Here is a 13753-nt window from a genome sequence, read left to right as displayed (position 1 = left end):
ACAATTTTAGGGGCGCAGGGCGGGGTCCAAGCTGGCCACGTCGAGCACAAAGCAGGCGCCGCCTTTTGGATTTGGCTCATAGTACGCATCGCCACCATGCAGCCGCGCAATGCGTCGCACGAGGGGTAGACCCAGGCCGCTGCCATCCCCGCGGCCGTGGAGGCGAATGAACGGCTCGAATATGCGCTCGACCTCGGCCAGCGGCACACCCGGACCACGGTCGCAGACAGTCACGCGTGCCCCACGCGCTGTGAGCTGCACGGTCAATTCGGCCAAGTGCCCGGGCGCGTGCTTGCGGGCGTTATCCAGCAGGTTGCGGATTGCGTGGCGCAGGAGGCGTTCATCGCCCTGGATCCGCACCCAGTCGCCCTGCACCTCGATATTCTCCCGCGCCGCTTCCTCGGCGGCCACAGCCAGCACGTCCACCTCCCGCACATCAAGCGCGCGCGTGCCTGCGGCATCGAGCCTGCTGAAAAGGAGGATGGTGCCGATAAGTTCATCCAGTTCGGCAAGATCGCGGCGGGCCTCATCGAAGGCGGCTTCACGCGCCGTGTCGTGTAGCGCGGGCTGACCCAGGGTTTCCAGCGCCATGCTCAAACGCGCAAGCGGAGTGCGCAGTTCATGCGACGTGTAGGCAAGCAGAGATTTGTGGCTGTTCACCAGTGTCTCGATGCGCCCGGCAGCTTGGTTGAACGCCACCGCCAAGGCGGCAACCTCATCGCGCCCTTCAACAGGGATGCGCGCGCCCAGGTCCAGGTTGCCCAGCGCTTGCACACCGCGTTGCAGGCGTTGCAGCCTGCGCGTGAGGTGGCGCATCAGAGGGAACGTGACGGCGCCGACGACGACAGCCGTGAGCACGGTCGTGGTCAGGGGTGACAGCAGCAGTCGCCGCCAAGGCGAGGGCTGGATGCCATAAACATGCATGAACGCGCGAAACATTTCATGCCGCAGCGCCACCTCCTGGGGATCGGAAAAGAACAGCCAGTGCATCACCATGGCCGACACCAAGGCCTGCACCAGAAGCGCCAGCGCGAGAGCCAGACCGATGCGCGCCCACAGCGGCATGCGCACAGCGAAACCAGCCGGCGCGCTCGCCGCTTGGCTTTGGTCTTGCTGCATCAGACTCAACTTGGTAGCCTTGCGGGCCGAGGGGGTTGAAGCCGGGCTGCGCATCTTGCACGCAGCGTTACGCCACATCCTGGCTGCGCGCGAACACATAACCGGCACCGCGCAGGGTGAGAATGCGGCGCGGGTGCCGCGGGTCATCTTCGAGCGCTGCGCGAATGCGGCTGATGTGCACATCGATGGAGCGGTCGTAGACATCCTGCGCGTCGCTCGTCTTCACGGCGTCGAGAAGGAAGTCACGCGAGAGTACGCGTCCGGGATGGCGCGCCAGCGCAAGCAGCAGGTCAAACTGGTAGCCGGTGAGCGGCCGCACCTCGCCGTCGATCCGAACCTGCCGTGCGGCTGGATCCACCTCCAGTTTGCCAAATCTCAACACTTGCGAGGTTTCCACTGCACCTTGACGCCGTCGCACGATGGCGCGAAGTCGGGCTTTCAACTCGCGCGGCTCAAACGGCTTGGGCAGGTAGTCATCAGCGCCGAGCTCCAGGCCAATCACACGGTCTAGCGGATCTCCGCGCGCCGTGAGCATGAGCACGGGCAGATCGCTCCCCGCGGCACGCAGGTCTCGACAGAAGTCCAGCCCATCGCCATCGGGAAGCATGAGGTCGAGCACGATGGCATCGAAGCCAGGACCGTGACCCACCGCGTCGCCCAGGTGCAGCGCGGCCTGCGCCTGGGCCAAGGTCGCAGCGCGCTGCACTTGCCAGCCCGCGCCGCTGAGGTAGTCGTCCACCATCTGGCCGAGCCGGGTATCGTCTTCAATCAGCAGAACGCGGGGGTTCATTGGCTTGCCATCTTTGGCGCAGAGCGCACCTGTGTGAGATTATTGCCGGTAACCAGCGCCACGGCGCATCGGACCATAGCCACCATTCTTTTTGCAGTGTTGCTGGCGCTCGTCAATCAGCCGATAGATCTCTTGACGCTGCGCCGGGGTGAGAACCTCGGCAATCTCGTACTGCATCTGGTTTATGTTCTTGGACAATTCGTCGGACAGGCGCATTTGCTTGCCGCGCATGGTTTCCAGCGCGCCGCGGTCGATGGTGGGGGCGGCCAGAAGCCGCATGCGGTCGCCCCTTACCGTGCGCATCTGCTGCATCAGCGGTCGATTGTTTTCCATCATGGTGTTCCGCAGCCCGCGGATGCGCTCCCGTTGTTCCGGTGTGGCGTGCACGCGGTGCAGCAGAGCCTGCATGCGGGGGCCAACGCCGTGTCCCCTCCAGTGGCACCTGATCACGCCTGTGCTTGTCGACGGGACGGCGGGGCTCACCGTAGCCGCCTCCGGCGGTGAAGGGGTATTCTGCGCCATTGCTGTGCCTTCCTGCAGGCACAGCCCAAGCGCGAACGCGCCCACAATTCGCCAGGGGGCAGCATATTTGCGCAGCGTGAAGGTCGGGGCATTCTGGGACATGATCATCTTTCCATGTGCGTCCCTCGAAGGGACAATGCACCGCATCATGCACGCCGAGTTTTGCAGGCGTTTGCCACGCGTGTGTGGAAATGTTGCAGCGGCACCTGCGGTCGGCTACGAGAGCCTCAGAAGCGCAATTAGTGCCCTGCGGTCACCGGCTATTCGCCCTCGCCAAACTTGTCGTCGACCAAAAGCGCGATTTGGTCCAGCGCCTGCTGTGCGTCGTCCCCATCGGCTTCAACAGCGATCTTTGACCCTTGGCCCGCTGCAAGCATCATCACGCCCATGATGCTCTTGGCGTTGACGCGCCGCGACCCTTTGCTCAGCCAAACGTCACTGGCGAATTCTGAGGCGAGCTTGGTGAGCTTGGCGGATGCCCGGGCATGCAGCCCCAGCTTGTTGGCAATGATCAACTCGCGCTTCAACATCTTGGGGCCTCGGGCACCCCGTCGAGGTTCAACTCCGTGATGCCGCGCTGCCCGCCGTCCAGGGCGCGCGTGACCAGCGCATCCAGGGGTTCCTTTTGGTAGCACACGGTGCGCAGCAGCATCGGCAGGTTCACGCCAGACACCACCCGTACGGCAGACGTGCCCGGCGCGGCGGCAAGGCGTTGGGCGAGGTTGCAGGGGGTTGCGCCGGCAGCATCCACGAGCACCAGCGCTGCACCATCTCTGGCGACACGTTCAAGCGCCAACTTGGCTTGCGCCAGCATGGCTCCGGGTGACGCGTCGGCGGGAACGTCGATCGCCTCCAGCCCGATGGGGCAGCTTGCGTACACGTGCGCCGCGCAGTCACGCAGGGCGCTGGCTAGCGGGGTGTGGGCGATGATGAGAATCCCGGGCATGCAGGGCAACTCCTGTTTGCTTGTTGCGGCAGTTTAGCTGCATTGCAACATCCACTTGGGCCGACGGGGTCAGCCTGGAGCGGGCAATCGGACTGAGCTGGAAAAGGTCTGCGCCGCGTCGGCCCGATAGCGCGAGGTCTGCGCGAAGGTTGTGATCTGGAACACTTGGGTGCCCTGCGCAAAAAGCACCACGCGTTCGCGCAAGGGCTTTCCGCTGGGCGATTTGCCCGCGATCTCCAGGTCCAGTGCGTCGGGCAGGTCGTGCGCTGCGTGCACCACCCCGGCGGGTTGGCTGTGCACCACGCGACCGGCCACGTTTTGCAGCGCAACCGTGTGCAGCGCTGCCATGGCAGGCCCAACCAGTGCGCGATCCCCCATGTCCGCGTGCGCTAGGGCAAAGGTCATGCCATCCGTGGCACAACCCGTCATGCTCATCCGCACGATTTTGCCGGCCAGCTGCACATTCTGGGCGATCTGCTGCGGCTTGCAAGGGAACGTGAGCAAAATGTCGATGTCCTTGGGCCGAATGTCGCGCCAATCGAGGGCTGGCGAACAAGCAGCCAGGCTGCTTGCGGCGATCAGAAGCACGACAAGGTTGTGCCAGCCACAAAGTCGTGCGGGGTGTCGAAAGGGATTTAGCATAGAAGCATTATCCGTGTATGCGTGCATCGACACGGCCGGAGGTATTGCCATGCTGCACTCGTATTTCAATGCACCACGTTCCACGGCCGCCGGCTTGCGCGGGCGCCTGCGCGCTTTGCTGTTTGGTACGGTGGCCACAATCGGCCTGTCGCTCTCGATGGCCGGCGTGTCACGCGGTGACACGCCCCTGGCCCCTGCACGCGATTTGCAGGCAAGCGTCGCGCGCACCGCGGCGCAGCACCAGCCTCTGGTCGTCATGTTCAGTCTGCCGGGGTGCACTTACTGTGAGCGTCTGCGCAAAAGCACCTACCAATGGTTGGCAAAGGATGGGTACGTCGTGTTGCAAGTTGAGATGGAGCCGGACTACCGTTTGCTCGATTTCCGCGGCAAGGCGACCACCGGCAAAGCACTGGCACAGCATTACAAGGTGAGTTTGGCTCCCACCGTGCTGTTCTTCGGCCCCGAAGGTCAAGAGGTTGCGGATCGGTTGGTGGGGGCAGGAGAGTCCGACTTTTATCAGGCTTTTGTTGACCGTGCTTTGAAGCAGGGGGCGCAGCGGCTTGGGGCAAGCGGCACCGGCACGACCAAACCACAAGCGCCGCTTTAAGCGCGCTTGAAGCGACCTTCGTCGGCCGACGCAGGCGCGCCTGGGGAGGCGCCGCAACCGGGCTGGCGACCGAGCAGTCATGAACGACGTTGGCTGTCCTGCATACTCCATGCAGTATCTGTATACTACCGGCAGTATATGGCGGCAGACCTAGCTCTCGCGTGGAGGGCTATGCTTGGTCAGAGCTCTCATGCAGCAGGCTGGCTGCAGCGGGCTGGAATGCAGGTCCGTTTGCCGATTCGTCCAAACAGGGGTTCCCAAATGGCTCGTCGCTCAAAAAGCCGAATTGGAATGGGGGTTGTGGTTCTGGTTGCTGCATGGCCCGTTTGGGCCAGTGCCGTGACCCTGGATTTTCGCCAGGCCGTTGATCTTGCCTTGCGGCAGAATCCCGATCTGCTCGCCGTGCGGTCCCAAATTGCGCAGGCCAAAGCTGGCGTGGCCCAAGCCGAAGGTGCGCGCCTGCCCAAGATCACAGCCACGGCAGGTGCTACCCGCACCAACGACCCGCTCAATGTCTTCGGCATCAAGCTGGCGCAGCGCCAGGCAACGTTCAATGACTTCGGTGCCGGCCAGTTCAATCCGGCCCTGCCGGGCGCTTTGAACATTGCACCCGACAACCTTAACTATCCCGGCGCCGTCAACAATTTCAATACCCGGCTCGAGGCCCAGATCCCGCTGTACACGGGTGGCAAGCTGCAAGGTTATATGCAGCAAGCGCGGGCCATGCTGCTGGCAGCGCAATCGGGCGACCAAGCGGCGCAACAGCAAATCACGGCCCAGACACTGCAAGCTTACGACGGTGTTTATACGGCGCGCGCCTTCCAGGGCGTGGCGGCCAAGGCGCTGGAGGCGGCGCAAAGTCAGGTGCGGACCGTGGAAAACCTCTACAAGCAGGGGGTGGTGATCAAGAGTGACCTGCTTTCGGCTGAAGTGCATCTGGAAGACGTGAAGTTGCAGAAACAGCAGGCAGCGGACATGGAGGCCAAAGCGATGGATGCGCTGCACGTGGTGCTCGGGGCGCCGCTTGCCGAGCCGATCGAACTCGGACCCGAAGTCAAGGTGAGCATGCCTGCTGGCACCCCAGGCGTCTGGGTCGGCCAGGCGCTGGAGCGCAACCCGCAGATCCTGGCGCTGCGTCAACAGATCGACGCGGCCAGCGGCAAGGTGGAAGTCGCGCGAGCGGACCTGTATCCGCAGGTGGGGGCGCTCGCACGCTTTGACACGAACGACCCCACACTGGGCTTCAACGCTCACAGTTACACCGTTGGTGCGCAATTGACCTGGACCTTGTTCGACGGCGGCGTGGCGCGCCAGGGAGTGGATGAGGCGGTCGCCGCACGCATGCAAATGCAAGCCAAGTTGCAGGCAGCCGAGAATGAACTCGGCATGCAGATTCAGGATAGCTACCGTAAGGCCATGGATGCCGAGCGCCAGCTCACCACGCGCGAGCTTGCGGTGCAGCAAACCGAGGAGGCCGCCCGCATCGTGACCAAGCGCTACGCCAATGGTGTTGGCACCCTGCTCGAGATGCAGGGCGCGCAGGCGCAGATCGACAAGGCGCGGGCGGACCTTCTCTTGGCGCGCAACCAGATCAACATGGAGCGTGCGGCACTGCTGTTGGCGCTGGGGAAGCTCACGCTCGACAGCGTGGAGGTTGCAACCGCGGCGCCGCCGGGTGTTGCGAGCGGCGACCCGGTGCACGTTGGCCCGAGTTCGAAAGCGCCTTTCGCCCAACCCTGAATTCCTCCGCCTCCTACGGCCGACAACTCAGTCGAGAACATCATGACCCACGTTCCATCGCGCATCCAGCCCGGACTCGCACGCAATCCCGCAGCGCTTCTGTTTGCAGTTGTTGTACTGCTCTCTGCCTGCAGCCATCAAAGCGACCAGCCGTCCACTGTCGCCCAAGCGCCGCGGACGGTTGCCGCCGAGACGTCCACGCTCTCACCCAGCAGCCAGCAAAACCTCACGCTGCTGTCGGGCACCGTGGTGTCAAGTAACCAAGTCCAAGTCGCATCGCGCCTCATGGGGTACATCGCTGAGCTGCGCGTGAAGGAAGGCCAGACGGTCAAGGCCGGCGAACTGCTGTTCCGCGTTGACCCGGCGGACATCCAGGGTCAGGTGGCGCAGGCGCGTGCCGGGCTTGCGCAGGCACAGGCCAATCTGGCCAACGCCAAGGCCGACTACGAGCGCTTTGGCAATCTGTACAAGGAGGAGGCTATCCCGCGTCAACAATGGGAGCAGATCCAGCTACGGTACCAAGTCGCCCAGGAGCAGGTGGCCGCGGCCAGGGCCGGGTACAACACGGCTGGTTCCCAAATGCGCTACGCCTCGGTCACATCCCCCATTTCTGGCGTCGTCGTGCAGAAGCTGGCGAACGCCGGCGATTTGGCCACGCCTGGCCGGCCCGTCCTGGTGATTGAAGGTCAAGGCAGGTTACAGGCCGCAACGCAGGTCCCGGGCGCGGTTTTCCACGACATCAAGCTTGGTGAGACGGTGCAGGTTTTCGCGGGTGACAAGGCCATTGCCGGAACCATTGCACAGGCAGTGCCCGTGGCCGACCCCATGAGCCACACGCACACCGTCAAAATCGACCTGCCGGCCACCAGCGGATTGGAGAGCGGGCGCTTTGTGCGCGTGGGCTTTGCCGTTGGGAGCTCGCCGCAACTGCGCATACCGCAACGTGCAGTGGTCGATCGCGCGGGCATGATTGGCGTGTTTGTCGTCGACGAAAAGGGTCTTGCTCACTTCCGGCTCGTGCGCCTGGGTGCGGTGGCCGGCGGCATGGTGGATGTGCAGGCCGGCCTGAATCCGGGCGACAAGATCGTCACCAGCAATCTTTCCGAGGTCGAAAACGGTGTGAAGATCGCCGGAGGCAATCGTGGCTGAGCGCGCGTCTTTGAACAGCGCGGGCAACCTTGCCCGCATCTTCATTTCGTCGAAGATCACGGCCTTGATCATGGTGGCCCTCACCTTGGTCGGGGTTTTGGCGTTGCTGGTTACGCCGCGCGAGTACAACCCCCAGATCGTCGTCCCGGCAGCCAACATCATTGTGGCGAAACCGGGGGCTGGCCCCAAGGAGATTCAGAACCTGGTGGTCAAACCGCTTGAGGCCATCATGGCCTCAATGTCCGGGGTGGACCACACCTATGGCTACGCCACCAATGACTTTGGCGTCGTGACGGTGCAGTTCAAGGTGGGCGAGGACCAGGAGAAGAGCCTCGTCAAGATGTACAACCAGCTCATGCAGAACCTCGACCGCATTCCCCCGGGGGCCATGCAGCCGATCGTCAAACCGATTAATGTGGACGACGTACCGATCCTGACCATTACGCTGTCGTCGGCATCGATGAACGGGGTGCAGCTGCGTGACGTGGGCTTGAAGGTCTTGGCACATCTGCGCAATGTGCCCGGCGTGTCGTTCACGGACGTGATTGGCGGCGCACCGCGCGCGGTCAATGTGTGGATTTCACCATCCAAGCTCGCTGCGGCGGGCATCCCACTGGAGCAGTTGGACAAGATTTTGCAGGGCAGCAATGTTGCGGCGCCCATCGGCAACGTGGTGGACGCCAATCATGTCACCCCAGTACGCCTGGACAGCTTCCTGGGCAACGCGCAGCAGGTTGGGGACATCATGATTGGTGCACCCAATGGCAAGCCGGTTTACCTGAAGGACGTGGCGCGCGTCGAGGAAGGCCCCGAGGAGACCGACGATCTTTCCCACTTTGCCTGGGGGGCAGCGGCCAAAGGCAAGCCACGTGGCCAGGAGATGAGCGCTGTGACGCTGTCCATCGCCAAGAAATCGGGTGCAAACGCCGTGGTCGTGGTCAACGATGTCCTGAAGAAACTCGACGAGATCAAAGCCTACGCCCTGCCGCAGGGCGTCTATGCGACCATTACGCGCAACGACGGGCACAAGGCCAACGAGGCTGTCAACACACTCGTGGAGCATTTGGGCATTGCCATCCTCAGTGTGTCGCTGCTGCTGTGGTTGTTCCTGGGATGGCGCGAGGCTGGCATCGTGACGCTGACCGTGCCGCTCACACTGTTTGCCGTGCTCACGGTCGACCTCATCATTGGCCAAAGCATTAACCGCATCACCTTGTTTGCGCTCATCCTGTCGCTCGGCCTGCTCGTCGACGGCGCCATCGTGGTGATTGAGAACATTCACCGCCATCTGCACAATGGTGCCAAGCGCGATTTCGTTGCCACGGTCATCGACGCCACCAACGAGATCGGCAACCCCACCAACATGGCCACGCTGGCCGTGATCCTCGCCTTCATCCCGATGGCCTTTGTGAGCGGGATGATGGGGCCGTTCATGCGCCCAATCCCGATCAATGTGCCGGTGGCCATGATTGCCTCACTGTTGCTTGCCTATATGGTGGTGCCTTGGGCCGCGCGGGTGTGGCTATCGAAAAAGGCAGCGCGCGAGGAGCTGGCCCGTGCCGAGCCGCTTGAGGACGACGGCACCCACAAGGCAGACCGGCTCCATACGGTCTATTTGCGCCTGTTCACTCCACTGATGAAAAGCCGCACCAAGCGCAACGTCATGCTGCTGGCGGTCTTGCTTCTCCTCATTGGCGCCATGCTGATGCCTGCCTGGCAGTTCATCCGCTCCGCGGGCATGAACGGACCGCTTTCCAGCCTGGGTGTGGAACTCAAGATGCTGCCAAACGACAATACCAACACATTTCTTGTGCAAGTGGACACTCCGGCAGGTTCGTCCTTGGAGGGCACGGACGAGGTGGCACGAGCTGTGGGTAACGTGCTGGGCGGCAATCCCGACGTGCTCGACTATCAGACCTTTGTCGGCGAGGCGGCTCCAGTTGACTTTGCCGCGTTGGTGCGCGGCGACCCGCTCAAGCGAGGCGACAACTTCGCCCAGATTCGTGTGAACCTTGTGGGCAAGGATGCGCGCAGCATCTCGTCCCACGCCATCGTGCAGAAGCTGTACGCGCAGCTCGCCCCTGTCCGGGCCCGTTTCCCGGCCGCCATCATCAAGTTGTTCGAAACCCCACCCGGACCACCGGTGCGCGCGCAGGTCATGGCAGAGCTGTATGGCCCTGACTACGATGTGCTGCGCAGTTCGGCGAAGGGCATGCTGGGTGCGTTCGATCGGGTGTACGGCCTGATGAATCAGGACAATTCCGTTACCGCGACCACATCCGAGTATCGGATCAAGGTGGACCGGCAGAAGGCCGCATTGTCAGGTATCGTCCCTGGACAGATCATCCAGCTCCTTCATGATTACGTCTCGGGGCTCAAGGTTGGTGCTGTGCATGACCGGAACGCGCTGGAGCCGGTGAACATCGTTGTGCGCATCCCGCGCACCGAGCGCCAGGGCCCTCAGCAACTGCTGGACGTGCCGATTCAAAATGCGCAGGGCAAGGTCATTCCGCTTTCGGCCATTGCGACGGTCGAGAAGACGTCTCTGGCAAGGCCCATTTACAGCCGTGATCAGCATCCTGTGGTGTATGTGAGCGGGGAAATGATTCATTCCAGCCCTGTTTACGCAACGCTGAGCCTGAACTCCATGCTGGATGGGAAAAAGCTAGCCAACGGCACCACATTCAGCACAGGCAATCTCGGCTTTTCCGAGACGCCTGCTTCTGACCTCAAGGGCTACCAGCTCCTCTGGGGTGGCGAGATGCGCCTGACTTTGGACGTGTTCCGCGACCTGGGTTCGGCCTTCATGGTGGCGCTGGTCTTTATCTACTTGCTTCTGGTGGCGTACTACAAATCCTTCCTATTGCCGGTCATCGTCATGGGGGCAATTCCCCTCACGCTTATCGGCGTGTTTCCCGGCCACTGGATCACCCACCAATCGTTCACGGCCACATCCATGATCGGGGTGATCGCGCTGGCAGGTATCGTGGTGCGCAACTCCCTGCTGCTGATCGATTTCATCCTGGATTACCGCTCCCGCGGCTACAGCTTGCAGGAGTCGGTGGCACAGGCGGGTGCTGTGCGGCTGCGTCCCATTCTTCTCACCGCCCTTGCCATCATTTTCGGATCGGCCATCATGATCACCGATCCGGTTTTCGGTGGACTTGCCGTGTCCCTAATCTTCGGCACGCTGATTTCAACCATGCTCACGCTGATCGTGATCCCGCTGATGTACTACATCTGGCAGATTCGTGTGAAGGCCCCGGCTGCACAACAGAACTGAGCTAGGACCCACCGCGGCAAGCCGCTCTTGATACTCCGGCGGGTTTGCACTATTTTGTCGATAATTCTTGAATTCGTCCACATGGAGCCTTGCATGACCGTTGAACGCTATATCCGAATCTTTGCGGGAACTTTTATCCTGCTGTCCCTGCTGCTCGGCGTTCAGGGCAGTCCCCTGTTCGTATCTGAATGGTTTTTGTTGCTCACGGCCTTTGTCGGCGCCAATTTGCTGCAATTTGGCTTTACGAATTTCTGCCCGCTTGGGCTGATTCTCAAGAAGCTCGGGGTTCCCGAGTCCAAATTGAGTTGCGGCGCCTGAGAGTGCGATCCGGATGGGCGCTCCGCTGCACAGCCCCAAGCGTTGACCGAGCGGGATGTTCAACTTGATGGGCGATCGCCCGACAAGACAATTCCCACCATGGCCCCTATCCCGACGCCGAATGATTTGTGTTGGCTGCCCGCGGAGGGAGTGCGCGCGCGACAAGGTTTGATCGGCTGCGCAGCTGCGGAAGGGCGCCACGTTTCGCAGACACGGCGGCGCTTCGGATCCCATCAGCATGCGCGCTGTTTGAGTGACGCGGGGCCATGCTTTGTCGCTTACGAGCCCGGCCAAGGAGCGGCCGCGCTTGATCACTTTCATACACGGCCCCGGCACGATTGCTGCCGTGACCGTGGGCTTGGCGCATGCCCGAATTTTGACCGCTTGGGCCAACATGGTCGTCAGTCGCCGCTCGGGTGGCGGCGTTTCGTTGGCGCGGGAGCCTGCGCACGCTCGTGCGCAGGCGAATCCAGCTGGGTATCATGAGGTGATCGCCGCGATGAACAAGCGCAGCATTTCGACCACAACTCAGGATCTTGGAGAGCCAATCATGTCCGTTCTCACCAACGAGGCGTCGCGAACCGACATTCTCAATCGGCTCAAGCGTGCCGAAGGCCAGCTGCGCGGAGTGCAGCGCATGATCGATGAGGGCGAGACTTGCCTTAAGGTGGCTCAACAGCTTTCGGCTGTACGCAAGGCGCTGGACAGTACTTTCGTGCGCATGACCGTGTGCTATATCGAGCAGGAGCTTGATTCGCGGATGGACGGCGGCCCCGGCGAGAAAGTCAGGCTCGATGCCATGATGGAAGAAATGGAAACGCTTCTTGCGCGCATGACTTAACCGGGCTTCGCGAAAGGACGCGATTGCTTGGCAAGCGTGGGTCGCAGCCGTCTCAGGCGATCGGAACCGACGCCGCCGCATCCACCGGTGCATTGATGACTTCATCGATCACCCCGCCCCCGAGACAGACCTCTCCGGCGTAAATGACGGCCGATTGACCTGGCGTGACGGCCCATTGCGGGGTGTCGAAGGTCAGCGTGAAGCCGCCCGGTTCCATGCGATGGATTTGGCAGGCGTTGTCGGTTTGCCGGTAACGTGTCTTGGCACTAAGAACCTGATCACTGGCTGGTGGGCGTCCCGCCACCCAGCTCGTGTTGCTGGCGCGCAAGGCGCGGCTGAGCAGCCAGGGATGATGGTGCCCCTGAGCCACGTACAAGGTGTTGCTAAGCATGTCCTTGCGGGCCACGAACCAAGGTTCGCCGCTGCCATCCCGGCTGCCTCCCAGGCCAATGCCCTTGCGCTGCCCCAGCGTGTAGAAGGCCAATCCGACATGCTCGCCCACAACGCTGCCGTCCGCGGTTTTCATCGGTCCGGGTCGGGTCGGAAGGTAGCGGTTGAGAAAAGCCCTGAACGGCCGCTCCCCAATAAAGCAGATCCCCGTGGAATCCTTCTTGCGGGCATTGTGCAGGCCGATTGCGGCGGCGATGCGCCGAACCTCGGTTTTGGGCAATTCACCCACCGGGAACAGCGTGCGGGAGAGCTGCGCCTGGTTCAGCCTGTGCAGAAAATAACTCTGGTCCTTGGTCGCATCGAGGCCGCGCAGGAGCTCGAAACCCTGCGCGCTCTCCCGTACACGGGCATAGTGGCCTGTGGCGATTTTGTCAGCGCCCAAGTGCATCGCGTGATCGAGAAAAGCCCTGAACTTGATCTCGGCGTTGCACAGGACGTCAGGGTTCGGTGTGCGTCCCGCCGAGTATTCGCGCAGGAATTCCGCGAAAACCCGATCTTTGTATTCGGCTGCGAAATTGACCGCTTCGATATCGACGCCGATCGTGTCGGCAACGCTCACGGCGTCAAGCCAGTCCTGGCGTGACGAGCAGTAAGCATCATCGTCATCATCTTCCCAGTTCTTCATGAACAAGCCGATGACCTCGAAGCCCTGCTGTTTGAGCAGCCATGCTGACACGGACGAATCAACCCCGCCGGACATGCCAACGACGACGCGGAGCTTGGAAGATGTCATGGTGAGGATTTTAGAGGGCTGCCTGGCTGTTCGCGCCCTGCAGCGCCTGAACACTGGGGTGCGTTGTCACGAGATCGAGCGGATAGCATTTGCCAGCCAGATGGTCTTCCACGCATTGCAAAACAAGTGGACTGCGATGCCGAGCTTGGCTTTCGCGGACTTCGCCAGGAGTGAGCCAGACGGTGCGCACGATGTTGTCGTCGAGCCGACAACCCGCGATCGGACTGCCGATACTGCCGCGAAAGGCAAAGCGCAGATAGGTCACGTCCTCGCCCGGACGCTGGAAGCGCGACAAATAAACGCCGACCAGTGCGTCGGGCGTGAACTGGCAGCAGGTTTCTTCCAGGGTTTCGCGTACCGCCGCCTGCATCGGACTTTCACCTGGCTCCAAATGCCCAGCCGGGTTGTTCAGACGCAGACCCTCGAGCGTGTGTTCCTCGACGAGCAAAAAACGGCCGTCGCGCTCAATGATGGCGGCCGCCGTCACACTGGGCTTCCAGACTTGACGCATGCATGAACTCCTTGCAAAGGGTTGCATTTTGACATCCATCCCGCCCTTGGCCTGTGGCCACCGCTTGCGCGGGAAGGACAGGGATTCCTAAGCCGCTACGCA

Annotated in this window: 14 protein-coding genes; 6 read left to right on the top strand and 8 right to left on the bottom strand. The window is 62.1% G+C overall.

Annotated elements, in window-relative coordinates; genetic code table 11:
• Positions 1 to 6 precede the first annotated feature (6 nt).
• The 6 genes from CD04_RS0116555 to CD04_RS0116530 all read right to left on the bottom strand — a co-directional run bounded on the left by CD04_RS0116555 (position 7) and on the right by CD04_RS0116530 (position 4019).
• A complete protein-coding gene (locus CD04_RS0116555; protein ID WP_038168737.1) occupies positions 7 to 1119 on the bottom strand; it encodes a HAMP domain-containing sensor histidine kinase in 1113 nt (370 codons plus the stop codon).
• Positions 1120 to 1186: 67 nt separating this feature from the next.
• Entirely contained in the window at positions 1187 to 1909 is a 723-nt protein-coding gene (locus CD04_RS0116550; RefSeq protein WP_031408770.1) for a winged helix-turn-helix domain-containing protein, read from the bottom strand.
• Positions 1910 to 1948: 39 nt separating this feature from the next.
• Positions 1949 to 2533: a Spy/CpxP family protein refolding chaperone gene (locus tag CD04_RS22755; RefSeq protein WP_197033152.1), complete on the bottom strand. Its 585-nt coding sequence runs from the start codon at positions 2531 to 2533 to the stop codon at positions 1949 to 1951.
• A 158-nt stretch (positions 2534 to 2691) separates the two neighbouring features.
• Positions 2692 to 2961 carry an HPr family phosphocarrier protein gene (locus tag CD04_RS0116540; RefSeq protein ID WP_031408765.1) on the bottom strand — a complete coding sequence of 90 codons (270 nt, stop codon included), beginning with the start codon at positions 2959 to 2961 and terminating at the stop codon, positions 2692 to 2694.
• On the bottom strand, positions 2955 to 3377 hold the full coding sequence (locus CD04_RS0116535; protein WP_051849361.1) for a PTS sugar transporter subunit IIA: 423 nt from the start codon (positions 3375 to 3377) through the stop codon (positions 2955 to 2957). The genes CD04_RS0116540 and CD04_RS0116535 overlap by 7 nt, the downstream gene beginning before the upstream one ends.
• A 69-nt stretch (positions 3378 to 3446) precedes the next feature.
• Complete coding sequence (locus CD04_RS0116530) at positions 3447 to 4019, bottom strand: hypothetical protein (protein WP_031408761.1); 573 nt, start codon at positions 4017 to 4019, stop codon at positions 3447 to 3449.
• A 49-nt stretch (positions 4020 to 4068) separates the two neighbouring features.
• Between CD04_RS0116530 and CD04_RS22135 the strand changes: the two genes are divergently transcribed.
• The 6 genes from CD04_RS22135 to CD04_RS25360 all read left to right on the top strand — a co-directional run bounded on the left by CD04_RS22135 (position 4069) and on the right by CD04_RS25360 (position 11957).
• Positions 4069 to 4626, top strand: a complete 558-nt coding sequence (locus CD04_RS22135; RefSeq protein ID WP_197033151.1) for a thioredoxin fold domain-containing protein — start codon at positions 4069 to 4071, stop codon at positions 4624 to 4626.
• Positions 4627 to 4917: 291 nt separating this feature from the next.
• On the top strand, positions 4918 to 6366 hold the full coding sequence (locus tag CD04_RS0116520) for a TolC family protein (RefSeq protein WP_051849359.1): 1449 nt from the start codon (positions 4918 to 4920) through the stop codon (positions 6364 to 6366).
• Between the two features lie 42 nt (positions 6367 to 6408).
• Positions 6409 to 7515, top strand: a complete 1107-nt coding sequence (locus CD04_RS0116515; RefSeq protein ID WP_031408755.1) for an efflux RND transporter periplasmic adaptor subunit — start codon at positions 6409 to 6411, stop codon at positions 7513 to 7515.
• Positions 7508 to 10798: an efflux RND transporter permease subunit gene (locus tag CD04_RS0116510; RefSeq protein WP_031408752.1), complete on the top strand. Its 3291-nt coding sequence runs from the start codon at positions 7508 to 7510 to the stop codon at positions 10796 to 10798. The genes CD04_RS0116515 and CD04_RS0116510 overlap by 8 nt, the downstream gene beginning before the upstream one ends.
• Positions 10799 to 10891: 93 nt before the next feature.
• Entirely contained in the window at positions 10892 to 11116 is a 225-nt protein-coding gene (locus tag CD04_RS0116505; protein WP_031408750.1) for a DUF2892 domain-containing protein, read from the top strand.
• Positions 11117 to 11423: 307 nt separating this feature from the next.
• The gene (locus CD04_RS25360; protein WP_369792853.1) at positions 11424 to 11957 is read left to right on the top strand and encodes a metal-sensing transcriptional repressor; all 534 of its coding nucleotides are present in this window, start codon (positions 11424 to 11426) and stop codon (positions 11955 to 11957) included.
• 52 nt (positions 11958 to 12009) lie between these two features.
• Here CD04_RS25360 and mnmA read toward each other — a convergent pair whose 3' ends face one another.
• Both mnmA and CD04_RS0116490 read right to left on the bottom strand, forming a co-directional pair.
• Entirely contained in the window at positions 12010 to 13140 is a 1131-nt protein-coding gene (mnmA, locus tag CD04_RS0116495; protein WP_051849358.1) for a tRNA 2-thiouridine(34) synthase MnmA, read from the bottom strand.
• 10 nt (positions 13141 to 13150) lie between these two features.
• On the bottom strand, positions 13151 to 13651 hold the full coding sequence (locus CD04_RS0116490) for an NUDIX hydrolase (RefSeq protein ID WP_031408743.1): 501 nt from the start codon (positions 13649 to 13651) through the stop codon (positions 13151 to 13153).
• Positions 13652 to 13753: the final 102 nt, after the last annotated feature.

It is taken from the genome of Thiomonas sp. FB-Cd (assembly GCF_000733775.1).
Classification (GTDB): domain Bacteria; phylum Pseudomonadota; class Gammaproteobacteria; order Burkholderiales; family Burkholderiaceae_C; genus Thiomonas_A.
Note: the sequence above shows the minus strand (reverse complement) of the source record. Positions and strands in the feature narration are given on the sequence as shown.

Excerpts from the sequence above, each read along its gene's own strand:
- CD04_RS0116555 (WP_038168737.1), bottom strand. The coding sequence starts at position 1,119 with ATGCAGCAAGACCAAAGCCAAGCGGCGAGCGCGCCGGCTGGTTTCGCT.
- CD04_RS0116550 (WP_031408770.1), bottom strand. The coding sequence starts at position 1,909 with ATGAACCCCCGCGTTCTGCTGATTGAAGACGATACCCGGCTCGGCCAG.
- CD04_RS22755 (WP_197033152.1), bottom strand. The coding sequence starts at position 2,533 with ATGTCCCAGAATGCCCCGACCTTCACGCTGCGCAAATATGCTGCCCCC.
- CD04_RS0116540 (WP_031408765.1), bottom strand. The coding sequence starts at position 2,961 with ATGTTGAAGCGCGAGTTGATCATTGCCAACAAGCTGGGGCTGCATGCC.
- CD04_RS0116535 (WP_051849361.1), bottom strand. The coding sequence starts at position 3,377 with ATGCCCGGGATTCTCATCATCGCCCACACCCCGCTAGCCAGCGCCCTG.
- CD04_RS0116530 (WP_031408761.1), bottom strand. The coding sequence starts at position 4,019 with ATGCTAAATCCCTTTCGACACCCCGCACGACTTTGTGGCTGGCACAAC.
- CD04_RS22135 (WP_197033151.1), top strand. The coding sequence starts at position 4,069 with ATGCTGCACTCGTATTTCAATGCACCACGTTCCACGGCCGCCGGCTTG.
- CD04_RS0116520 (WP_051849359.1), top strand. The coding sequence starts at position 4,918 with ATGGGGGTTGTGGTTCTGGTTGCTGCATGGCCCGTTTGGGCCAGTGCC.
- CD04_RS0116515 (WP_031408755.1), top strand. The coding sequence starts at position 6,409 with ATGACCCACGTTCCATCGCGCATCCAGCCCGGACTCGCACGCAATCCC.
- CD04_RS0116505 (WP_031408750.1), top strand. The coding sequence starts at position 10,892 with ATGACCGTTGAACGCTATATCCGAATCTTTGCGGGAACTTTTATCCTG.
- mnmA (WP_051849358.1), bottom strand. The coding sequence starts at position 13,140 with ATGACATCTTCCAAGCTCCGCGTCGTCGTTGGCATGTCCGGCGGGGTT.
- CD04_RS0116490 (WP_031408743.1), bottom strand. The coding sequence starts at position 13,651 with ATGCGTCAAGTCTGGAAGCCCAGTGTGACGGCGGCCGCCATCATTGAG.